The sequence below is a fragment of the Mycobacterium sp. 852002-50816_SCH5313054-b genome, from assembly GCF_001667185.1.
Classification (GTDB): Bacteria; Actinomycetota; Actinomycetes; order Mycobacteriales; family Mycobacteriaceae; genus Mycobacterium.
Genome location: NZ_LZIC01000056.1, coordinates 1 through 21,681, shown reverse-complemented (window position 1 = coordinate 21,681; position 21,681 = coordinate 1). Strand labels below are relative to the sequence as shown.

General features: G+C 70.4%; 24 protein-coding genes. 8 read left to right on the top strand and 16 right to left on the bottom strand.

Annotated elements, in window-relative coordinates:
- Positions 1-9: 9 nt before the first annotated feature.
- From A5787_RS26650 to A5787_RS11830, 7 genes are all read right to left on the bottom strand, one after another.
- Entirely contained in the window at positions 10-111 is a 102-nt protein-coding gene (locus A5787_RS26650) for a 30S ribosomal protein bS22 (protein ID WP_003402602.1), read from the bottom strand.
- Between the two features lie 98 nt (positions 112-209).
- Complete coding sequence (locus tag A5787_RS11855; protein WP_066966433.1) at positions 210-467, bottom strand: cell division/environmental response transcriptional regulator; 258 nt, start codon at positions 465-467, stop codon at positions 210-212.
- Between the two features lie 140 nt (positions 468-607).
- Complete coding sequence (proC, locus tag A5787_RS11850) at positions 608-1,480, bottom strand: pyrroline-5-carboxylate reductase (RefSeq protein ID WP_197507083.1); 873 nt, start codon at positions 1,478-1,480, stop codon at positions 608-610.
- A gap of 31 nt (positions 1,481-1,511) precedes the next feature.
- Entirely contained in the window at positions 1,512-2,339 is an 828-nt protein-coding gene (locus A5787_RS11845) for a thioesterase family protein (protein WP_066966426.1), read from the bottom strand.
- Positions 2,340-2,375: 36 nt separating this feature from the next.
- Positions 2,376-3,218, bottom strand: coding sequence for a sugar phosphate isomerase/epimerase (locus tag A5787_RS11840; protein WP_066966423.1), 843 nt, complete (start codon positions 3,216-3,218; stop codon positions 2,376-2,378).
- Between the two features lie 30 nt (positions 3,219-3,248).
- Positions 3,249-4,208 (bottom strand): hypothetical protein, encoded by a 960-nt coding sequence (locus A5787_RS11835; protein WP_066966421.1) that lies wholly within the window; start codon positions 4,206-4,208, stop codon positions 3,249-3,251.
- Positions 4,205-5,221, bottom strand: a complete 1,017-nt coding sequence (locus A5787_RS11830) for a Ppx/GppA family phosphatase (RefSeq protein ID WP_066966418.1) — start codon at positions 5,219-5,221, stop codon at positions 4,205-4,207. Before A5787_RS11830 ends, A5787_RS11835 begins: the two co-directional genes overlap by 4 nt.
- Positions 5,222-5,293: 72 nt before the next feature.
- Between A5787_RS11830 and A5787_RS11825 the strand changes: the two genes are divergently transcribed.
- The gene (locus A5787_RS11825; RefSeq protein WP_066966414.1) at positions 5,294-6,079 is read left to right on the top strand and encodes a hypothetical protein; all 786 of its coding nucleotides are present in this window, start codon (positions 5,294-5,296) and stop codon (positions 6,077-6,079) included.
- A 14-nt stretch (positions 6,080-6,093) separates the two neighbouring features.
- Here the strand turns inward: A5787_RS11825 and A5787_RS11820 are convergent, their stop codons facing one another.
- Positions 6,094-6,816, bottom strand: coding sequence for a FadR/GntR family transcriptional regulator (locus A5787_RS11820; protein WP_066966412.1), 723 nt, complete (start codon positions 6,814-6,816; stop codon positions 6,094-6,096).
- Positions 6,817-6,890: 74 nt separating this feature from the next.
- On the opposite strand from A5787_RS11820, the gene A5787_RS11815 reads away from it, so the two are divergent.
- From A5787_RS11815 to A5787_RS11800, 4 genes are all read left to right on the top strand, one after another.
- On the top strand, positions 6,891-7,847 hold the full coding sequence (locus A5787_RS11815) for a hypothetical protein (RefSeq protein WP_066966409.1): 957 nt from the start codon (positions 6,891-6,893) through the stop codon (positions 7,845-7,847).
- Positions 7,844-8,173: a hypothetical protein gene (locus A5787_RS11810; RefSeq protein WP_066966406.1), complete on the top strand. Its 330-nt coding sequence runs from the start codon at positions 7,844-7,846 to the stop codon at positions 8,171-8,173. The genes A5787_RS11815 and A5787_RS11810 overlap by 4 nt, the downstream gene beginning before the upstream one ends.
- On the top strand, positions 8,170-10,029 hold the full coding sequence (locus A5787_RS11805; RefSeq protein ID WP_066966404.1) for a GMC family oxidoreductase: 1,860 nt from the start codon (positions 8,170-8,172) through the stop codon (positions 10,027-10,029). Before A5787_RS11810 ends, A5787_RS11805 begins: the two co-directional genes overlap by 4 nt.
- Before the next feature lie 98 nt (positions 10,030-10,127).
- Entirely contained in the window at positions 10,128-10,601 is a 474-nt protein-coding gene (locus tag A5787_RS11800; RefSeq protein ID WP_066966401.1) for an NUDIX domain-containing protein, read from the top strand.
- Here the strand turns inward: A5787_RS11800 and regX are convergent.
- The 6 genes from regX to A5787_RS11770 form a co-directional block, all read right to left on the bottom strand.
- Positions 10,598-11,281 carry a two-component sensory transduction protein RegX gene (gene regX, locus A5787_RS11795; protein WP_066917713.1) on the bottom strand — a complete coding sequence of 228 codons (684 nt, stop codon included), beginning with the start codon at positions 11,279-11,281 and terminating at the stop codon, positions 10,598-10,600. The two genes, A5787_RS11800 and regX, sit on opposite strands and share 4 nt — an antisense overlap.
- Positions 11,278-12,498, bottom strand: a complete 1,221-nt coding sequence (locus tag A5787_RS11790) for a cell wall metabolism sensor histidine kinase WalK (RefSeq protein ID WP_156763898.1) — start codon at positions 12,496-12,498, stop codon at positions 11,278-11,280. The genes regX and A5787_RS11790 overlap by 4 nt, the downstream gene beginning before the upstream one ends.
- Positions 12,499-12,649: 151 nt before the next feature.
- A complete protein-coding gene (locus tag A5787_RS11785) occupies positions 12,650-13,399 on the bottom strand; it encodes a phosphoglyceromutase (RefSeq protein WP_066966395.1) in 750 nt (249 codons plus the stop codon).
- 10 nt (positions 13,400-13,409) lie between these two features.
- Entirely contained in the window at positions 13,410-13,973 is a 564-nt protein-coding gene (locus tag A5787_RS11780) for a YbjN domain-containing protein (RefSeq protein ID WP_066966392.1), read from the bottom strand.
- Positions 13,970-15,301, bottom strand: a complete 1,332-nt coding sequence (gene mshA, locus A5787_RS11775; RefSeq protein ID WP_066966388.1) for a D-inositol-3-phosphate glycosyltransferase — start codon at positions 15,299-15,301, stop codon at positions 13,970-13,972. The genes A5787_RS11780 and mshA overlap by 4 nt, the downstream gene beginning before the upstream one ends.
- Before the next feature lie 52 nt (positions 15,302-15,353).
- Entirely contained in the window at positions 15,354-16,664 is a 1,311-nt protein-coding gene (locus A5787_RS11770; protein WP_066966384.1) for an ROK family transcriptional regulator, read from the bottom strand.
- A gap of 179 nt (positions 16,665-16,843) precedes the next feature.
- Here A5787_RS11770 and A5787_RS11765 point away from each other — a divergent pair, with 179 nt between their 5' ends.
- Positions 16,844-17,596 (top strand): SDR family NAD(P)-dependent oxidoreductase, encoded by a 753-nt coding sequence (locus tag A5787_RS11765; RefSeq protein WP_066966381.1) that lies wholly within the window; start codon positions 16,844-16,846, stop codon positions 17,594-17,596.
- On the opposite strand, the gene A5787_RS11760 is transcribed toward A5787_RS11765, so the two are convergent.
- A complete protein-coding gene (locus tag A5787_RS11760) occupies positions 17,577-18,950 on the bottom strand; it encodes an Ig-like domain-containing protein (protein WP_066966377.1) in 1,374 nt (457 codons plus the stop codon). The genes A5787_RS11765 and A5787_RS11760 overlap by 20 nt on opposite strands.
- Before the next feature lie 40 nt (positions 18,951-18,990).
- Positions 18,991-20,100: a UDP-N-acetylmuramate dehydrogenase gene (locus A5787_RS11755; RefSeq protein ID WP_066966373.1), complete on the bottom strand. Its 1,110-nt coding sequence runs from the start codon at positions 20,098-20,100 to the stop codon at positions 18,991-18,993.
- Between the two features lie 26 nt (positions 20,101-20,126).
- Here A5787_RS11755 and A5787_RS11750 point away from each other — a divergent pair, with 26 nt between their 5' ends.
- Both A5787_RS11750 and A5787_RS11745 read left to right on the top strand, forming a co-directional pair.
- Positions 20,127-20,651 (top strand): DUF2505 domain-containing protein, encoded by a 525-nt coding sequence (locus tag A5787_RS11750; protein WP_066966370.1) that lies wholly within the window; start codon positions 20,127-20,129, stop codon positions 20,649-20,651.
- A 24-nt stretch (positions 20,652-20,675) separates the two neighbouring features.
- Positions 20,676-21,518 carry a carbon-nitrogen hydrolase family protein gene (locus A5787_RS11745; protein ID WP_066966367.1) on the top strand — a complete coding sequence of 281 codons (843 nt, stop codon included), beginning with the start codon at positions 20,676-20,678 and terminating at the stop codon, positions 21,516-21,518.
- Positions 21,519-21,681 lie beyond the last annotated feature (163 nt).

Sequence of the window (21,681 nt, the reverse complement as noted above, 5' to 3'; positions counted from 1 at the left end):
TACTTGGGCTTACTTGCCAAGTTTTCTGCGCTGCACCCTGGTGCGACGCAGCAGCTTGCGGTGCTTCTTCTTCGACATGCGCTTGCGCCGCTTCTTGATTACTGAACCCATGAACTCCGCTATCTGACCGGTGACCTGCTCCTACCTGACCCGGATACTTTACCCGGCAGTCAGCTCAGAACACCAAACCGGCGGCGCAGGGCGGTGGGTCAGCCCGCGTCGAAGTACGACGTCTCCAGCATGTCGTGGACGGCCTTGGCGTGCACCCGGAAGGATCGCCCAACCCGAACCGCCGGCAGCTCGCCGTTGTGCACCAGCCGGTACACCGTCATCTTGGAGACGCGCATCAGTGCCGCCACCTCCGCGACGGTCAAAAATTGTGTCCTGGCCTGCTGGCCATCGCCGGAACCGGAGTCCCGCCCTTTACCAGCGGAATCTCGTGCCGATGGCCCGTTCGTAGACGTCATCGCAACCCAATCGTGTCAGGCCCGCGCAATGCCAGCGGCTTCCCCTCCGCCGGCACCCACACGTGCATACAAAGAGGAGAATAGCGGGACTAGTGGGGTTAATGGTACTGGTGAGGGATAATCAATCCGGAAATCGTGAATTATTCCGATGTAATTCTTAGCTGCTCAGACCGCCTTTTTGCGGCCTGCACGGCCGCGTCGACGGCCACCCGCAACCCCCCTCGTTCCAGTTCGCGCAGCGCAGCGGCGGTGGTGCCCCCGGGCGACGTGACCGTCGCGCGCAGCTGCGCCGCCGTGGCGTCCGCTCGGGTCCCCAGCGCCTCCCCCTCGGCCGATCGATCGGAATCCATGCGCTCGAGCAGCATCGCCGCCGAGCCGGCCATCGTCTGCGCCGTCAGGTCGGTGGCGACCGAGCGGCTCAGGCCCGCCGCCACGCCCGCGTCCACCAGGGCCTCGACCATCAAGAAGAAATAGGCCGGGCCGGAACCCGACAGCGCGGTCACGGCGTCCATCTGGGACTCCGGGACGGTCAGCACGCCGCCGACGGAGTCGAACAGGGCCGAGACTTCTTCCAGCTGTGGTTCGGTCACGAAGCGGCCCTTGGCCAGCGCGGTCACCCCCGCGCCCACCAACGCCGCGGCGTTCGGCATCGCCCGGACCACCGGCGTTCCGGCCGGCAGCTTGGATTCGAAGTAGCCGATCGTGATGCCCGCCGCTACGGTGACGAAAACCTGCTCGGCGCTGTCGGTCTCGGCTTCGGCGGCCGCACGGGCCAGTTCCCCCATCACGGTGTCGACGTCGGCCGGCTTCACCGCCACGACGACGAAGGTCGCGTTGTCCACCGCGTCGCTCACCGAGGCCACGCGCACCGAATAGGTGTCGGCCAGGTACTCGGCGCGTTCGGACATCCGTTCGGCCACCACCAGGTCTTTGACCTGCCGGCCCGCGCGCAGCAGGCCCGACAGCAACGCCTCGCCGATGCTGCCGCCGCCGATGATCGCGATTCTTGCCATGGCGGAAAGCATTCCAGACACCGCCCGTTGGCTAGCGGGCGGCGGGCACCATCGCCAGCTGCCGTGCCTGCACCACCAGGCGGCCGAGGCGATCGACGACGATGTGGTCCTCGTCGAACCAGTCGTGCCCGATCTCCATGCAGGTCGCGATGATCCGCAGCCAGCCGTCGGCGGGCAGGGCGCGCAGGAAGGCCGTCAGCTGGATGGTGGGCGCCCAGCCGGTGCGGTCCACGGCGAAGGTCACCGGCGCCGACAGATCGCCACACATGAGCGCGAACAGCGCGTCGGGAGCCGCGCCACGGGGGCGTGCCCACATCTGGATCATCGGCGGGTGCCCGTTGCTGGGCCGCATCGTCGACAACAGCGGCCGCACGTCGCATCCCTCGCCCAGATGCACCAGCCCGGCCAGCGGGTGGCCGGGCCCGATGGGTTCGACGTCGTCGGGCGGTTCGGGCGCCATCAGATCCAGCACCGGGTTCGCCGACAACAGCGGTGCGGTGGCGGCGCCGGGCGGAAAGTGCTCCGGCTGCCCGAGGTTGACGACGGCGTGCACCGCGGTGCGCTCACCCTGCATGAGCTCGACGTCGACGACGCTGATCCGGCGGCCGCGCTTGCGGAAAGAGGTCAGCAGCTGCATGGGCCCCGGGTCCGGCGCCGACAGGAAGCTCGCCGACACGGCAACCGGCTCGGGTCCCGCCGGCTGCCCACCGCACGCGGTGCGGGCGGCGTTGGCGCACAGCGCCAGCATCGCGCCGCCGTGCACCTTCGGTCCGATGGTCCAGTGCTTGTCCAGCTCCCCCTCGAAGACGCCGGGGCTGACCTTCCGCAAGGTCATTGCGGTGGTGAATAACGCGTTCAAGGTTCTCCCGAGTTCTTCCTGGGTTTTGCGGGCAGCTCAGCGCAGCAGGTGCGTGCGCGCGAACTGCAACGATTCGGCGAGCATGCTTTCGCGCTCGCTGGCACTGCGCGCGCTCGACGTGGACACCTCCAAGATCACGTGGCCGGAGAAGCGGCTACCGGCCAGCATCTGGCACACCTCGGCGGTGGGCTGGGTGCCGCGCCCGGGCACCAGGTGCTCGTCGGCGGGCAGGCCGCTGCCGTCACACAGGTGCAGGTGGGTCAGGCCCTCGCCCATCCGCTCGGCCATGTCCAGGGAGTCGGAGCCCGCGGTAGCCGTGTGGGACAGATCCAGCGTGTAGTTCGCGTGGTTGCCGTCCAGCGGGTCGTAGGACGGCGCGAACGCCGAGATCGCCGGGCCCGGTCCGCCGCCGCGCCTGCGCATCCGTTCCAGTGACTGCCCGGCCCCGAAGAACCGGTCCGCCCGGAAGGGGAACATGTTCTCCACGGCGACCTTCACGTCGCTGGATGCCTCCAAGGCGGCGACCTGGTCGCTGAACCCCTCCGCGTAGCGCCGTTGCCAGCGAAACGGCGGATGCACCACGACGGTCTGCGCGTCGAGCTGTTCGGCGGCCCGCACGCTGCGGTCCAGCTTGAGAATCGGGTTGGCGCCCCACACCCGCTGCGAGATCAGCAGGCAGGGCGCGTGCACGGACAGCACCGGGACGCGATAGCGCCGGGACAGCTTCTTGACGGCGCCGATGTCCTGGCTGACCGACTCGCTCCACACCATCAGCTCGACGCCGTCGTAACCGAGCCGGTCGGCGTACTCGAACGCGGCCTCGGCCCGCAACGGGTACACCGAGGCCGTCGACAGGCCGACTTTGATTGCTGGGCGCAATGGTCTGGGTGGGTTCTTGAGTGGATCCGGCTAGCCCGACTGTAGCGACAGGACCAGCGGCCCCAGGGTGATCAGCGCCCCCACCGCGACGGCGATCAACGTGCTGGCGATGTCCTCGGTTTTGCGCACCACGCGCACCCCCACCACCAGGCCGAGGATGACCAGCACCGAGAGCACCAATGCCACGATGCTGTTCCAGCGCCACAGCTCGTCGAACGCGACGAACAGCCCGGCCCCGAACGCGACCGCCAGGATCGACTGGAACACGGTCAGGCAGCCGCGCCACAGCGCCCCGAGCCGGCCGGGCGCCTCGTGCGGCACCTCACCCGCGCGCTGGGCTGCGATGCCGCGGCGGTCGTCGTCGCGCTCTTCCTGCGCGCCCGGCTCCGCGCCGCGCCGCCGGGCCACCTCGTCGGCGAGCGTCTGCCCGCCGAACAGGGTGGAATCCGAGTGCAGGAAGGAGCGCACGAACGCGGAATCCTCGGACGCGGGTTCGGCTTCGCGCACCTCGGAGTCCGTCACGTCCACCGGGGCGTCGGCGTAATGGTCCAGCGGGTCCGGGCTCATGTCCTCGGCGCCGGACTGGGCGGCGTCGACGGGGGCATCGGCGTGCGGCAGGGGCCGCGGGTAGGCGCTGCGCTCCGGGCCGGATAAACGTGAGGGTTGGGGCGGCGACGTGGGCCAGCGCGGCTCGGGTTCGGCCCAGTACGCCGACGTGGGCCGGTCCGCAGCGGGCTGCTCGGGGGCCGGCTCGGCGACCTGGACCGCCCCGGGCGCCGCCTCGTCGGTGATGTCGTGGTCGTCGTCGTCGCGGATGACCGGAATCTCACCGGTGAGCTCGGCGACCGTGACCGCGTCGCTGTCGCCGCGCCGGCGGCGGCGCCGCCGGGTGACCGCCGGGGCGCCGATCGTTCCATTCCTGGCCAGCAATTCGGCCACCGAGATCGGCCGGGTGCCGGGGCTCTCGGTCTCGGAGTGTGGTCCGGTCATGATTTGTCGCCTCTCGATCGGTTCGCGTTCCGATCAGCTTTCTGACCTCCAGCATCGCGCACCGAATTCCCGAAGAGCGCAGTTCCATCAGCTTCGCTGTCGAGTTTGCGCAAGATGAGACCTTCCCGTAATGCCCACGGGCAGATATCCACGGCTTCGATCGACAGCGCTCGCATACTTGCCTCGGCTACCAGCGCACCCGCCACGATCTGCGGCGCCCGCTCGGCGCTCACTCCTTCCAGTTCGGCCCGGTCAGCGGTGGTCATCCTAGAGATGAAAGCTATGAGTTGCCTGAGGCCGTTTTCGGTCAGCGTCCTCTTGGCCCGCGGTCCCGCCGCAGAGGGAGCGGCCCCGGTGAGGCGGGCCAGCGAACGGAACGTCTTCGACGTGGCGACCGCGAGGTCGGGAGCGCCGGCTTCGAGCACCGCCACGGCCGATTCCGCCAGCTCGGCGTCCAGCCAGTCGCGCAGCATCCCCACCCGTCGCCGCCCGGGCGGGTCGTCGGGCAGCCATTCGCGGGTCAATCGCCCCGCGCCCAGCGGCAACGACAACGCGATGTCGGGCTCCTCGTCGACGCCGCTGGACAGTTCCAGCGATCCGCCGCCGATGTCGAGGTTGATGATCCGCCCGGCGCTCCACCCGTACCACCGGCGCACCGCGAGGAAGGTCAGCCGCGACTCGTCGACCCCGGTCAGCACCTGCAGCTCGACGCCGGCTTCTTTTCGCACCCGGGACAACACATCGTCGGAATTCTCGGCGTCGCGGACCGCCGAGGTGGCGAAGGCCATCAGCTCCTTGCAGCCGGAGCTGTCCGCGATCTTGGCGAACTCGTTGATCGTCGAAACCAACTTGTCGGCGCCGCGCTTGGTGATCTTCCCGGAGCTGTCGATCGACTCGGAGAGCCGCAGCGTGGCCTTCGTCGAACTCATCGGCGTCGGGTGCCCGCCGCGGTGGGCATCGACCACCAACAGGTGGACCGTGTTGCTACCCACGTCGAGCACGCCTAACCGCACAGCAACAACCTAGCGGCAGTCGGTCCGCGTCAAAGTGCCAGGCAAGCGAAATCGTGGTCTAACGTTGGCGACGTGGCGGATTCACACCCGGAACCGGGTCAAGAGGTCGAGTTGGACTTCGCCCGCGAGTGGGTGGAGTTCTACGACCCGGACAACCCCGAGCACCTGATCGCGGCCGACCTCACCTGGCTGCTCTCGCGCTGGACCTGCGTCTTCGGCACTCCCGCCTGCCGCGGCACGGTCGAGGGCCGCCCGGACGACGGGTGTTGCTCGCACGGCGCTTTTCTGTCCGACGACGACGACCGCGCCCGGCTGGACGACGCGGTCAAGCAGTTGACCGACGAGGATTGGCAGTTCCGGGAAAAAGGCTTGGGCCGCAAGGGTTACCTGGAGCTCGACGAGCATGACGGCCAACCGCAACACCGCACGCGCAAGTACAAGGATGCCTGCATCTTCCTCAACCGGCCCGGCTTTGCCGGTGGCGCGGGATGCGCGTTGCACACCAAGGCCCTCAAGCTGGGCGTACCGCCGCTGACCATGAAACCCGACGTGTGCTGGCAGCTGCCGATCCGGCGCAGTCAGGAGTGGGTGACCCGGCCCGATGGCACCGAAATACTCAAGACCTGGGTCACCGAATTCGATCGCCGCGGCTGGGGTTCCGGCGGTGCGGACCTGCACTGGTATTGCACCGGCGACCCGGCCGCGCACGTCGGCGCCACGCAGGTCTGGGAGAGCATGGCCGACGAGCTGACCGAGTTGCTCGGCGCGAAGGCCTACGCGGAGCTGGCGGCAATGTGCAAGCGGCGCAGCAAGTTAGGGCTCGTCGCCGTGCACCCGGCCACCCGGGTTGCCGAGTAGCGCGACCCGCCCGCTCAGCCGGCTTGGGTTTTCTTGTAGGACAACACCATTCGCAGCGCGCTGGCGTTGAGGTAGCCCTCGACCGCGGTGGCGGCCGCCTCCGCATCGCGCGCCAGCACGGCGTCGGTGATGGCTTGCAGGTCGGCCACCACCGGCGCCGCGTCGTCATAGGCCCCGGTGAGTTCGTGCTCCCGCCCGCCGAACGCGTGCTCGACCCAGCGATACAGCAACCCCAGCGCGCGGTTGCGGGTGCTGTGGATGAGCACCCGGAAGTAGGCGAGGTCGGTGGCCTGGCGCGCCGCCGAGCCGTCGGCCCCGCGCACCGCCGCCAGCGCCGCACGCAACGACTCGGCGTCCTCCGGCGTGCTGCGCAGGGCCGCCAGCCGGCCGATCAACGGGCCCAGCGCCGCCCGGATCTCCAGCAGCTCGGCCAAAAAATCGGGGCCGAGTTTGCGAACCAGCGCCTCGACGACGGCGGGGTGCGTGAGCGCCTCGGGGTCGCGGACCACGTTGCCGCTGCCATGCCGGGCCTCGATCAGGCCCATCTGCTGCAGGCGGGCCAGCCCCTGGCGCAGCGACGTCCGGTTGACACCGAGATGCTCGGCCAGCTCCCGCTCGGGCGGCAGGGTCGACCCGGGCGCAAAGGCGCCGTCGAGGATCGCGTCGGCGATCGACGCGGCGATCTGTTCGTCGACCCGCTGGCGGTCCGGCGGCTGCAGCGCACTTGACTGGTTCATTGGCTCAACCAATATAGTGGACCGATCGGGCCCGCGACGGCAATGACGCGGCCGCGCCCCAACCGGAGGTGAGCATGGACGACGAGCTGCGATCGGCCTCCGCCCCGCGCTGGCACGGCAAGGCCGGCCGCCTGGAGGTCTGGTACGCCACCCTGTCGGATCCGCTGACCCGCGCCGGGCTGTGGATCCACTGCGAGACCGTGGCCCCGGAGCACGCGGCCGATGCCCCCTACGCGCACGGCTGGGCGACGTGGTTCGCACCCGACGGGCCGCCACGCACCGAGCGGTTCGGGCCGGAGCCCACCGGGCCGGCGTCGGGAACCGCCTGGTTCGACGCGGCGGGGGTGCGGGCGGCGCCGGAACAGCTGGCCGGGCGCGCCGGATCGTTGGCGTGGGACCTGTCGTGGAAGGACGCCGGCACGCCGCTGTGGACGTTCCCCCGGGCGGCGTGGGAACGCGAGCTGCTGCCGGGAGCCCAGGTGGTCCTCGCGCCCACCGCCGATTTCGCCGGCACACTGACCGTCGCCGATGCGGCGGTCCGCATCGACGGCTGGCGCGGCGGGGTCGCTCACATCTACGGGCACGGCAACGCCAAGCGCTGGGCATGGGTCCACGCCGACCTCGGCGACGGCGACGTCGTGGAAGTCGTTGCGGCGGTCTCCAATAAGCCGGGCCTGCGCCGGCTGGCGCCGATGGCGTTCGTGCGGTTCCGCATCGATGGAAAAGATTGGCCCGCAAGCCCTTTGCCGTCGCTGCGAATGAAAACGACACTGGGTCTGCGGCACTGGCAGCTGGAGGGCGGCATCGGCGGTCGCCGGGTGCTCATCCGCGTCGACCAGCCACCGGAGCGGTGCGTGAGCCTCGGCTACACCGACCCCGACGGCGGCCGCGCGGTGTGCACCAACACCGAACAGGCCGACGTCCACATCGACATCGACGACCGGCACTGGTCGGTCCCGGGAACCGGGCACGCCGAGGTCGGTCTGCGCGGTGCCGACGCACCCGACATCAACGAAAGGATCCCGTCGTGAGCTTTGTCCTCGACCCGCCGCTGCTGTTCGCCGCCGGAGTGCTGATCGAGCGCCGGCTGCCCCCGGACCAGCGGGACCTCGCCGAGGCCGCCACGCTCGGCGTCTTTTTCGGCGGTTCGTTCGGGCTCTACAACAACGTGCCCGGCCTCGGCGTGCTGTGGCGGCCCTTCCGCGCCGCCAACGGACGCGACTTCATGTGGAACAGCGGGGTTTTCGGCGTCAACACCGCGAAGGCGGGCCCGCGGCTGCACGCCGCGGCGGGCGCCATCTTCGCGACCTATCCGTTCTTCATCAAACTGGGACGCAGGCTCGGACGCCGCGGATGAGCCGTCTCGCCGCGTCGTTCGGCGCCGCGCTGCTGCCCGAGGAGTGCGGCGGCCCGGCGCCGGCCCAGCTCGCCGCCCGCGTCGACCGCTACCTGAAGCGGCTGCCCCCGACCACACGCGTGGCGATGCGGGCCGGGTTGCTCTCGCTGGCCGCGGCGAGCTACCTCACCACCGGCCGCTCGCTGCCGCGGCTCGACCCCGGCGAGCGGGAGCGGGTGCTGCGGCGGGTCGCCGCGCTCGGCCCCGACGCCGGCGCCGCCGTCGAAGCCTTGAAGGCGATTGTGTTGCTGGCCAACGGCGCCGAAACCTATGCCCCGGAACTACTTTCGCGTGCCCAGGAACACGACACGGCGCGCCCGGATGCGCCCCTGACCATCACGCCCTCGGCCGAGAGCGGATCGGTCGTCACCGCCGACGCGGTCGTCGTGGGGTCCGGCGCCGGCGGGGCGATGGTGGCCCGCACGCTGGCGCGGGCCGGCCTGGACACCGTCGTGATCGAGGAGGGCCGGCGCTGGACGGTCGGGGAATTCCGCAGCACCCACCCCATCGATCGCTACGCCGGGCTGTACCGCGGCGCGGGGGCCACCGTTGCGCTGGGGCGCCCGGCTGTGGTGCTGCCCATCGGTCGGGCGGTCGGAGGCACCACCGTGGTGAACTCCGGCACCTGCTACCGGCCGCCGCCTGCCGTGATGCGGCGCTGGCGTGACGATTTCGGCCTTGCCCTGGCCGATCCGGACCGGCTGGGCGAGCGCCTCGACGACGTCGAACGCACCCTGCGGGTGGCGCCGGTCCCGCTGGAGATCATGGGGCGCAACGGGCGGCTGCTGCTGGATGCCGCCGCGACGCTGGGCTGGCGGGCGGCGCCCATCCCGCGCAACGCACCGGGCTGCGAGGGTTGCTGCCAGTGCGCAATCGGCTGCCCGCGCAACGCCAAGTTCGGCGTGCACCTCAACGCGTTGCCGCAGGCGTGCGCGGCGGGGGCGCGGATCATCTCAGAGGCCCGCGTCGAGCGGGTGCTGCACCGGCAAGGGCGCGCTCGCGGGGTGCGCGCCCGCCGGCCCGACGGCACCGCGCTCGACGTCGTTGCGGACACGGTCATCGTCGCGGCCGGCGCGACCGAGACGCCGGGCCTGTTGCGGCGCAGCGGCTTTGGCGCGCACCCGCGCCTCGGCCGAAACCTCGCGCTGCACCCGGCGACGATGCTCGCCGGTCGGTTCGACGAGGATGTGGTCGCCTGGCACGGCGTGCTGCAAAGCGCAGCCGTGCACGAGTTCCACGAGTCCGACGGCGTGCTGATCGAAGCGACCTCCACGCCGCCGGGGATGGGGTCGATGGTCTTTCCCGGCTACGGCGCCGAGCTGCTCGGCTGGCTCGACGGCGCGCACCGGGTCGCGACGTTCGGCGCCATGGTGGCCGACCGCGGCGTCGGCTCGGTGTCCTCGGTCCGCGGCGAGACGCTGGTGCGGTACAACATCGCGCGAGCCGACGTCGCCAAGCTGCGGGTTGCGCTCGAGGCCATGGGCCGGCTGCTGTTCGCCGCGGGCGCCGTCGAGGTGCTCACCGGTTTACCCGACGCGATGACGGTGACGTCGCTGCCCGCGCTGCGGGATGCGCTGAGCCGAAGCGACGCGAGGAGCCTGCACCTGGCCGCCTTCCATCCCTCGGGCACCGCGGCCGCGGGCGCCGACGAGCAGCTTTGCCCCGTCGACGAAACCGGGCGGCTGCGCGGCGCCGACGGCGTGTGGGTCGCCGACGCGTCGATCCTGCCCAGCTGCCCGGAGGTGAACCCGCAGCTGTCGATCATGGCGATGGCGCTGGGCGTGGCCGACGAGATCGTCGGCGCCCGCGCGAGTTGAGTGTGTATCCCGGGCGTCGAGCGTGAATCCTGGGTGGCGACACGCCGGTGGGGATGGGCCTCGATGCACACTCAACGCCGGCAACGCACACTCGATGCGTGCCGATCCCCGACTTCATCGTTGAGCTGCGTCGCGCCGTGGGCACGGCGCCGTTATGGCTGCCCGGCGTCACGGCGGTCACGATCCGCGACCGAGAAGTATTGCTGGTCAAGCGCGCGGACAACGGCGCCTGGACGGCGGTGACGGGGATCGTCGAGCCCGGGGAGAATCCCGCAGATTGCGCGGCGCGCGAAGTAAGCGAAGAAACCGGAGTCAGCGCGCGGGCCACTCGCCTGGCGTGGGTGCACGTGACCCGGCCGGCCGTACACGCCAACGGCGACCAGGCCCAGTATCTGGATCACGTGTTCCGGATGCGGTGGCTGTCGGGCGAGCCCTTTGCGGCCGACGACGAGTGCACCGAAGCGGCCTGGTTCGACCTCGACCGGCTTCCGCCGATGACGGCGGACATGCGTCGGCGTATCGCGTTGAGCGCCGGCGACGATGCCCGGACCGTCTTCGATACGGACTCTTAACCCTCGAGCTTGTAGCCCAGTCCCCGCACCGTCACCAGGTGCACCGGGTTGGCCGGGTCCGCCTCGATCTTGGACCGCAGCCGCTTGACGTGAACGTCGAGCGTCTTGGTGTCCCCGACGTAGTCGGCACCCCAGACCCGGTCGATCAGCTGCCCGCGGGTCAGCACCCGCCCACTGTTGCGCATCAGGTACTCGAGCAGGTCGAATTCCTTCAGCGGCAACGTGATCGTGTCGCCGTTGACCGACACGACGTGGCGCTCGACGTCCATCCGGACCGGCCCGGATTCCAGCACGCCGTCGCTGATCTCGGAGTCGTCGTCGCCGCCCCGGCGCAGCACCGCGCGGATGCGGGCGATCAGCTCGCGCGCCGAGTAAGGCTTCGTGACGTAGTCATCCGCGCCCAGCTCGAGGCCGACCACCTTGTCGATCTCGCTGTCGCGCGCGGTGACCATGATCACCGGCACGCTGGAGCGGGCGCGCAACTGCTTGCACACGTCGGTGCCCGACATGCCCGGCAGCATCAAATCGAGCAGCACGATGTCCGCGCCGGCGCGATCAAACTCGGCAAGCGCCGCGGGGCCGTCGGTCATCACCGTGGCCTCAAAGCCCTCCTTGCGCAACAGGAATGCCAGCGGATCGGCCAGCGACTCCTCGTCTTCCACGATCAGCACACTGGTCATCTACTTAGTTCTTCCTCTCGTTGTGACCTGTTGGGCCGCACCTCACGGCCCAGCGGTTGCTCAGGTTCCTCGTCGTTGTCCTTGTAGGCCGGAATCGACAGGGTGAACGTCGACCCGGTGCCCGGCTTGCTCCACACGCCGATGCTGCCGTTGTGGTTGGCCGCAACGTGTTTGACGATGGCCAGGCCCAGCCCGCTGCCGCCGGTGGCCCGCGAACGCGCCTTGTCCCCGCGGAAGAATCGCTCGAAGACCCGCTCCTGGTCCTCCAGGGGAATACCGATGCCGCGGTCGGTCACGGCGATCTCGATGTTGTCGCCCCGGCGGCGGCGGCTGATCGAAACCGGCGATCCCGGAGGCGAATAGGCGATCGCGTTGGACACCAGGTTGGCCAGCGCGGTCACCAGGAGCGTTTCGTCGCCCAGCACCCGCAGGCCGCTGGGCGCGTCGGTGCGGACCTCGATGTCGGCGTTGTCGGCCGCCACCTTGTGGCGCGCAATCGCTTCGGACACCACGGTGTCCACCTCGACCTCGGTCACGTTGGGCAACGGATCGGCGCCCTGCAGCCGCGACAGCTCGATCAGTTCGGCGACCATGTCCCCCAGCCGGTTGGCTTCGACGAGAACCTTTTCGGCGAAGCGGCGGACGGTTTCGGAGTCATCGGCCGAGGCCAGCAGCGCCTCGGCCAGCAGGGCCATGGCCCCCACCGGGGTCTTGAGCTCGTGGCTGACGTTGGCCACGAAATCGCGCCGGGTCGCCTCCATGCGGGCGTAGTCGGACTGGTCGTGGACGAAGACCACCGCGAACCGGCGGTCCTCTTCGCTCAGCAGCCGCGCCTGACCGTGCACGGAGAGCCCGGACCGGCCGGGTCCGCGCTTCGGCGGCCGCAGGTCGAACTCGACGTCGACGCCGGTGAGCGCCTGCTGCGCGGCCTGCCAGGCCTGGTTGTCGAGCTGGCGATCGCGCACCAGGCCCAATTCCTTGGCCCGTTCGTTGAGATAGACGACGTCGCGGTGGGAGTCCACCACCGCGGCGCCCAAAGGCATCAGCGCGACGATGCGTTGCAGCATCTGCGCGACGGTGATCCCCGTCCATTCGGTCGAGGATTGTTGGCGGCGTTCGACCGCCCGCGGTGCCAGCCGGGCCCCGACCGCAACTCCCGCGGCCAGCGCCAGCACTGCCAAGACCCCGGCCAGCAACAGCGCCGAGAACACAGTCACATACAAAATCCTACAAATCTGGTGAACGCTGCCCTAGCGGAGCGAGGCCAAAATCGGACAAGTCACACCTTACGCAACAGGTGTTCCGCTTCCGTTAACTCGATGTTTGGCAAAGGGGCCTTTAAACCCGCGCCCGGACCTGCGAACCAGCTCACGCCCTTCCCTGGCTGGCAACCGCCGCGGCGCCCGCCGTGGCCGCCTCCGGGTCGAGGTAGGTACCGCCCGGCAGCACCGGCCGCAGGTCGGCATCCAGGTCGTAGCGCAGCGGGACGCCGGTCGGGATGTTGAGCCCCACGACCTCGTCGTCGGACATCCCGTCCAGGTGCTTGACCAGGGCACGCAGCGAGTTGCCGTGCGCGACGATCAGCACGGTCTTGCCGGCCCGCAGGTCCGGGACGATCACGTCGGTGAAATACGGCAGGAAACGCACCACCACGTCGGCCAGGCATTCCGTCAGCGGGCCGCCGCCGATGTTGGCGTAGCGAGGATCGGTGTCCTGGCTGAATTCGCTGCCGCGCTCGATCGGCGGGGGCGGCGTGTCGTAGCTGCGCCGCCAGGCCATGAACTGGTCCTCGCCGTAACGCTCCTTGGTTTCGGCCTTGTTGAGACCCTGCAGGGCGCCGTAGTGGCGCTCGTTGAGCCGCCAGCTGCGCCGCACCGGGATCCACAACCGGTCGGCGGTGTCCAGCGCCAGGTGCGCGGTGGTGATCGCCCGCCGCAGCAGCGAGGTGTAGAGCACGTCGGGCAGCAGGCCGTGTTCGGTCATCAGCTCGCCGCTGCGCACCGCCTCGGTCCGGCCCTTCTCGGTCAGCCCCACGTCCACCCAGCCGGTGAACAGGTTGAGGGCATTCCAGTCGCTCTCGCCGTGGCGCAGCAGCACCAGCGTGGCCGTGTCTCCCATGCCGGCTAGCTTATTCGTCGCCTTCGTCGATTGTGTTGCCCGACTCCTCCTCATCGCGCTGCGCGCTCTGCATCGTCGTAGGGCGCAAATGGGCGAACGCCTGCAGGTTCTTCAGCGACTCCCCCCGGGACACCCGCCACTCCCATTCTTTCTGAATCGACGAGCGAAAACCCAACTCCAGCAACGTATTGAAGTCGGAGTCCACCGCTTCGAGGACCTGCCCGAGCACCCGGTCGATCTCGTCGGCGTCGACCGAGGCGAGCGACATGCGGCCCACCAGGTAGATGTCGCCGACGTTGTCCAGCGTGTAGGCCACCCCGTACAGCCGGCGATTGCGCCTGAGCAAAAACCGGTAGACGCCCTCGTGGTTCTCGTCGGGCTTGCGGCACACGAACGCCTCCACGCGCACCGAATGCTCGCCGATGGTCAGGATGGTGTTGGTCTTGAGCTTGCGCTCGCCGGGCAGTTCCACCACCAGGCCGGGCAGGCCGCCGTGCGACCCGGGCAATTCCGAGTAGGTCAGCCCGCTGGCCTGCAGCGTGTGCTCGATCACGGCCTGCACGGTCGTATTCACGCGCCCACCCCGCGACGGGTGGTCCAGCGGCGCGGCTTGCGCATCGCGGCGCGGTCGCGGAACCGGCGCTGGCGCAGGGCGGTGAAGTCGCCGATCGCGCGCCGATAGCTGGCCAGCAGCGCGTCGGTGGTGTTGTCCCAGGAGAACGTGGCCGCGTGCGCGGCGGCCGCGCGGCTCATCGCGTCGGCCTGCGCCGCGTCGCGCCGCAGCAGCCGATCCAGGGCATCCGCCCAGTCGCCGACGTCGTGCCCGGACACCAGGGTGCCGGAGATCCCGTCGCGCACCGCCACCGGCAGTCCGCCGACCGACGCGGCCACCACGGGGGTACCGCACGCCTGCGCCTCGACGGCAACCAACCCGAACGACTCCGAATAACTGGGCACCGCAACAAGATTGGCGGCCCGAAACAGGGCGGCCAGGTCCGGGCGGGACTGCGGCGGCAGGAACGTCACCCGGTCGGTGATGCCGAGTTCGTCGGCCAGCCGCCCCAGTCCGTCCGGCGAGGCCAGGCCGCTGCCCGACGGGCCGCCGGCGACCACGATGCGCAGCCCGGGCAGTTTCGCCGCGGCGCGCAGCACGATGTCGGGGGCCTTCAGCGGCTGGATCCGCCCGACGAAGGCCACCAGATCACCGTCGAGCGGCAGGCCCAGCGCGGCCCGGGCCGCCCGCCGATCGCCCGGGCGGAACACGTCCAGGTCCACCCCGGGGTGCACCACATCGATCCGCCCCGGATCGGCGTGGTGGAGCGAAATCAATTGCCTGGCTTCGTCGTCGGTGTTGACGATCAGCCGGTCCGCTTCGTCGACGACCTGCTGCTCCCCCACCGTGCGCAGCGGCGGCTCCGGCGCGTCCCCGGCGGCCAGGGCCGCGTTTTTCACCGCGGCGAGCGTGTGTGCGGTGTGCACCAACGGCACCGCCCAGCGGTCCCGGGCCAGCCAGCCGACCTGCCCGGACAGCCAGTAGTGGGAATGCACGATGTCGTAGTGACCCGGTTCGTGTGACGCCTCGGCGCGCAGCACCGCGGCCGCGAACGCGCACAGCTGCGTCGGCAGGTCGTATTTGTCCAGGCCCTCGAAGGGCCCCGCCACCACGTTGCGGACCAGCACGCCCGGCGCCACGTGGGCCACCGGCGGATCGGCCGACGCGGTGGCCCGGGTGAAGATCTCCACCTCGATGCCACGCCGCGCCAGGTGCAAGGCGGTTTGCAGCACGTAGACGTTCATGCCCCCGGCGTCGCCGGTTCCCGGCTGGGCCAACGGCGAGGTGTGCACCGCCAGGACCGCAACCCGGCGCGGGTCGCTGCGCCGGAGGACGTCGTCGTGCCGCACTCCTTCATCTTTACAGGACGGGCCGCGACCGGACCGACGGGCGCTGTTCGCGCTAAGCGGACGACTCGTCGGCCGCGACCTCCCGCAGCCGGGACTGCAGCGCCCCGGCGCGCCGCATCGCGCCCAGCGGGTCCGCGTACAGCCCGCCCAGCGACACCGTCCCGGCCCCGGCCTCCTGGACCCGGTTGCCGAAGGCGGTGATGCGGATATCGCGCGGGGGCAGCACCGAGCGGCCGGCGAACGCCTCCTCCACCCGGCCCATCGCCTCGGGGTACTCGGTGAAGGCCTGACCGCCGACGACCAGCTCGTCGGGGTTGAGCATGTCGCGCAGCAACGCGACCGCCTCGCCGAGCACCCGGGCCCGCTCGTCCAGCAGGTCCCTGGCCGGCTGATTGCCGGACCGGGCCACCCGCAGCAGGTCGGTCATCGCGGTCGTGGCCCCGGCGATGCGGGTGGCGGGCGGGACGGCGGGCAGGATCTTCAGTCGCCGCGCGGCGGCCAGCACCGCCTCGTCGCTGACCGTGGACTCCAGCTGGCCGGTGCCGCCGAGCAGTTCGGAGTGGGCGGGCAGCGCCGCGATGGTGCCCGGCCCGCTGGCCGGGCAGTGCACCCGCCCACCGATCACCAGCGCATAGCCCACGGTCTCGCGGGCGTAGACGTACAGGCTGGTCGGCGAACTCGGCGCGAATCGCCGCAGGCCGAGCAGCAATTCGGCGCCGGCCATCGCGTCGACGTGCGAGGCCACCGACAACGGCAGCCCCAGCGCGTCGGCCAGCACGGGGCCGACGGGCGCCTGCCGCCACCCGAGCCGGGGGTGGTCGACGAGGCCGGTCGCCGCGTCGACGGTGCCGCCGATCGCCACCCCGACCCACAGCGGGCGGCGCCGGTGCCAGCGCTGCAGGTACCGGGAGGCGCTCTCGGCCAGCGAAGCCAGCGCGGGCCCCGCGGGCGACAGCGGCGTCGGGGTCTCGACGGTATCCAGCGTGCGACCGAACAGGTCGGTGGCGACGATGCTGGTGGTGCGCGCTCCGATGTGGATGCCGAGCGTCACGAACGGTTCGTGGTTGATCTCCACCGGCACCCGCGGGCGCCCGATGGCACCGGGAACGGCCAGGTCGGCGCGTTCCCGCAGCAGGCCCGCGTCCAGCAGGGCGATGACCTGGCGATTGACCGTGGCGATGCTCAGCGAGGTGACGGCCGCGATGACGTCGCGGCCGACGGGGCCGCGCAGCCGAACGGCCCGGAAGACGGATGCCGCGGCCGAGTCCGAGATGTGTAATGCCGGAGGCAGGATCTGGCGGTGCATCCGCGGGAGGCCTTTGCGGCTGAGGGAATGGTGATTACGGGTAAGGGTAGTGCGCATGAGTGTCCTTTTGTGCGAGTTCTGCGATGGCCGGCTTCGGCCACACCTGAAAGTCAGGAGCGGCAAAGTGCGCGGCAACAACACGCACTCGCCGCGCACAGACACGCGGCGATGGTGGTGTTGATCAGGGCGCCAAGGAGCACCCCGAGAACTTAACACGTTCACTAGAGTTGTTCCGTGTGAACGCAGCTGGCGGGCATCAACGAGTCGCGGTGGTTACCGGCGCCAGTTCGGGCATCGGCGAAGCTACCGCGAAAACCCTTGCGGCACAGGGCTTCCACGTTGTCGCGGTGGCGCGCCGAGCGGACCGGCTCAAGGCGCTGGCCGACGAGATCGGCGGCACCGCCATTGTGGCCGACGTCACAGACGACCGCGCGGTCGACGCGCTGGCCGCCGCATTGAGTCGGGTCGATGTGCTGATCAACAACGCCGGTGGCGCCTGGGGGCTGGAATCCGTCGCCGACGCCGACCTCGGGCACTGGCAATGGATGTGGGAGACCAACGTGGTGGGCACGCTGCGGGTCACCCGCGCGCTGCTGCCCAAGCTGATCGATTCCGGCGACGGCCTCATCGTCACGGTCACCTCGGTCGCGGCCATGGAGACCTACGACGGCGGCGCCGGCTACACCGCGGCCAAGCACGCGCAGGGCGCGCTGCATCGCACGCTGCGCGGTGAGCTATTGGGAAAACCCGTGCGGCTCACCGAGATTGCGCCGGGCGCGGTCGAAACCGACTTTTCGCTGGTGCGCTTCGACGGCGACCGGCAGCGCGCGGACGCCGTCTATAGCGGGCTGACGCCGTTGGTGGCGGCAGACGTCGCCGAGGTGATCGGGTTCGTGGCCTCGCGGCCGTCCCACGTGGACCTGGACCTGATCGTCATCAAGCCACGAGACCAGGCCAGCGCGACGCGGTTTAACCGCCGGGGCGAGTAGTCGTCGTCGTTGTGGTGGTCGTGGGCGTGCCCGACAAGGTCGGGGCGTCCGTCGGAGTGACCGGCGCGGTGACGGGGATCTGCGACGCCGGCGGGTGCGCCGTCGGGGGCGGCAGCGCCGACATCGCCACCCAGGTGTCCCAGTCCACGGCCCAGTCCCAGATGTCGCCGTCGGAGTAGGACAGCTGGATCGAACTGCCGGTGACCTCGACGGGGTCGCCGTACATCGCGGTCGGGTAGTACTCCGCAGCGTCCGCCGTCGACAGGTTGATGCAGCCGTTGGTGACGTTGGAGTTGCCCTGCGCGCCCGCGCTGGACGGGTTGGCGTGGATGAACTCACCGTTGTTGGAGATCCGCACCGCCCAGCGTTCGTGGGCGTTGGTGTAGCCGGCGGCCGGGTTGGACATGTAGAAGTCGGCGTACTTCTCGGTCACCACGTGGATGCCGTTACGGGTGACGTTGCGGGCCTTGTCGGCCTCGCCGTAGCTGCACGGGAAGTCCATGATGACGCCGGCGTCGGTGACGACCTGGATGCGGTGCGAGGAGACCTCGGCCTTCACCACCTGCCGGCGACCGATCTGGAAGTGCAACGAGATGTCGTCGGCGCCGAACGCGCCGTCACCGAACGGCCGACCGTACAGCTTGGCGTCGACGTTCACGGTGGTGCCCGCCGGGTAATACTCCCGGGTCCGGTAGTGGACGCGCGCCCCCTGCCTCTCGTCGGGCAGCCAGGCCCAGCTGCCCTCGACGGGCGGGTCGGTGGTGACGACCAGCGCCTTCTCGACCGCGGCCTTGTCGCTGATGGGCGCGTCGAACTGGATGATGATCGGCGCGGCGACGCCGACGGTCTGGCCGTCGGCCAACTGGAACGCCCCACTGATCTTCTTGCTCGGCGACACGGTGGTGAACTTGCCGCTCACCGGGATCGCCTTGCCGTTGTGGCCGACGGCCGAGCCGCTCCACGTGTAGGTCCCGTCGTAGCCCAGCGGCTCGGTGGTGGTGTAGACGGTGCGGTCCTGATTGAAGGCGCCGGCGACCACCTTGCCCGACGAATTGGTCAGCGCCACCTTCTGGAACCAGCCGTCGGTCACCTGGACGCTGATCGGCGCGATCGGGACCACGTCGGCCGCGGCTGGGGTGTTCAAGGCCGGCTGGAACTGTAGCTGCGGCGCCGGCGGCTCCTTCTTCTCGGCCTGCTTGTTGGCCACGGTGCCGGCGCAGGCGGCCAATACGCTGGGGGCAAACACGCCAAGTCCCAGGGCCGCCAAGGCCAAGCGCCGGTTGACCGGCGGAGGGGAACTGGAAGTGCTCACGACAATTAAAGATACCGTGAGAGAAGACCCCAACCCCGCCATGACAATTCGAGCCTGGCGCGCGGATTCCCGCGATTTGCGGCTACAGCCTGCAACCGAGCAGGACAGGCTCCGGTTCCAGTGTGATGCCAAACACAGCGCGGACTCCGTCACGTACGGCGCGGGCCAGCGCGATCACGTCCCCGGCGGTGGCCCCCCCGCGGTTGGTCAGCGCGAGCGCGTGCTTGGTCGACAGCCGGCACGGCGCTTCGCGGCCGCCCGGATCCGGCTCGGGATAGCCCTTGCCGAAGCCCGCCCGCTCCACCAACCACCCCGCCGCCAGCTTGACTCCGTCCGGCGCCGGGTAGTGCGGAACCGGTCCCCCGACGCGATCGGCCAGCCGCTGGTAGATCTCCGGGGAGACCACCGGGTTGGTGAAGAACGAACCGACGCTCCAGGTGTCGTGGTCCGAGGCATTGAGCACCATGGCCTTGCGGCCGCGCAGCCTCAGCACCGTCTCGCGGACGGCTTTCGGGTCCGCGCGCTCGCCGCTGGTCGCGTTCAGCGCGGCCGTCAGCTCGCCGTAGCGCAGCGGCGCGCTGCGGCCCGACGGGTCCAGCGCGAACTCGACTTCGAGTACCACGGAAGGGATTTCGCGCCCCGACCGGTTGGCCCGCTTGAACGCGCTGGTGCGGTAGCCGAAGCCGAGTTCGTCGCCGGGCACCCAGCGCACCGCGCCGGTGCCGCGATCGAGCACCCGAACCCGGGTGACGGTGTCGGACACCTCCGCCCCGTAGGCCCCGACGTTCTGCACCGGGGTGGCCCCGGCCGACCCGGGGATGCCGGACAGGCATTCCAGCCCGCCCAGACCGCGCTCGATGGCCGTGACCACCACGTCGTCCCAGACGGCGCCCGCCTCGGCGCGGACGACGTTGCCGTCGACGGTGATGGCGTCGTTGGCGAGGCGTACCGCGGTCAGATCGGTCAGCGTGTCGGCGACCACGAGGTTGGAGCCGCCGGCAAACACCAGCACCGGCCCGCCGCCGGATTCGGTGTCCAGCTGCCGCAGCGCGGCAACCACCTGCTCGGTGCTGGTGCAGGTGATCAGGCGTTGCGCGACGGGTCCCACCCGCAACGTCGTCAACGGCGCCAGCGGCACCGCCTCGGCGACACGCGCACCGGCGAAGAGCGAACCGGCACCGGTCGGTTTCATGGCCCGTAACGGTAGCCTGGCCAGCTATGCCGCGTTCATTCGACTTGTCGGCCGACTACGAGCAGACCGTCGAGGAGATTCACCGGGCTTTCCAGGTGGAGGGCTATTGGGAGGCCAGGCTGGCCGACATCCCGGTCGACGAGGCCAAGCTGGAGTCGATGCGGCGCGGCGGCGAGTCCGGGGACGACGGCAGCGTCGAGGTGGTCACCCTGCAGGTGGTGCGCAGCCACAACCTGCACGCCCTCGTCAAGCAACTGCACCGGGGCGACCTGTGCGTGCGGCGCGAAGAATCGTGGGGTCCGGTCAGCGACGGCGCCGCGACGGCCGCCATCGCCGGCACGATCGAGGGCACCCCGGTGCACGTGTCCGGCAGCGGCGAGCTGGCGCCGATCGCCGAGTCCGGCGGCGCGCGGCTCACCTACCGGATCGCCATCAAGGTCCGGGTGCCGATCATCGGCGGCAAGGTGGAGCGGCTCATCGGCACCCACCTGGCCGAACTGGTGAGCCGCGAACAGCGCCTGACCGCGGAGTGGATCGCCAACAACGCCTAACCGGACGGGCCTAAGCTGGCGCCCATGCGAATCGCCTTGGCGCAGATCCTCAGCGGCAGCGATCCGGCGGCGAACCTGCAGCTGGTGCGCGAGTACACGCGCCGGGCCGCCGACGCGGGCGCCACGCTGGTGGTCTTCCCGGAGGCGACGATGTGCCGGTTCGGCGTTCCGCTGGCACCAGTCGCCGAGCCGATCGACGGGCCCTGGGCGGACGGGGTGCGCGGAATCGCGACGGAGGCCGGGATCACCGTGATCGCCGGCATGTTCACCCCCGCCGGCGACGGGCGGGTGACCAACACGCTGATCGTGGCCGGGCCGGGCGCCCCCAACCGGCCGGACACCCACTACGACAAGATCCACCTCTACGACGCGTTCGGCTTCACCGAGTCGCGCACCGTCGCGCCCGGCCACGAGCCGGTGGTGGTCGACGTCGGCGAGGCCCGGGTCGGATTGAGCGTTTGCTACGACATCCGCTTTCCGGCGCTCTACACCGAGCTGGCCGCGCGCGGCGCCCAGCTGATCGTCATCTGCGCGTCCTGGGGCTCGGGGCCGGGCAAGCTCGAGCAGTGGACGCTGCTGGCCCGGGCCCGGGCGCTGGATTCGATGAGCTACGTCGCCGCCGTCGGTCAGGCCGACCCCGCCGACACCCTGACCAACGCGGGGTCCGGTGCGGGCGCACCGACGGGCGTGGGCGGCAGCCTGGTGGCCTCGCCGCTGGGCGAGGTGGTCGCGTCCGCCGGCGCAAACCCCCAGCTCGTGGTGGCCGACATCGACCTCGACGGGGTGGCCAAGGCCCGCGAAACCATCGCGGTGCTGCGAAACCGCTCTGACTTTGCCCGAATGGATAGGGCAGAATCGGTCGGGTGACGAACCCACAAGGCCCCCAGGAACCACCGAACGAGGGCCCGTCGACATGGGCCCGTCCCGGCAACCATCCCTTCGGCCAGCCCCCGACTGAGCGGCCTGCTGGCTGGGAGCGACGGGCGGCGGCGCTTGGGCCGGGCCGCCGGTGCCGATCCGCTCGGTGGGC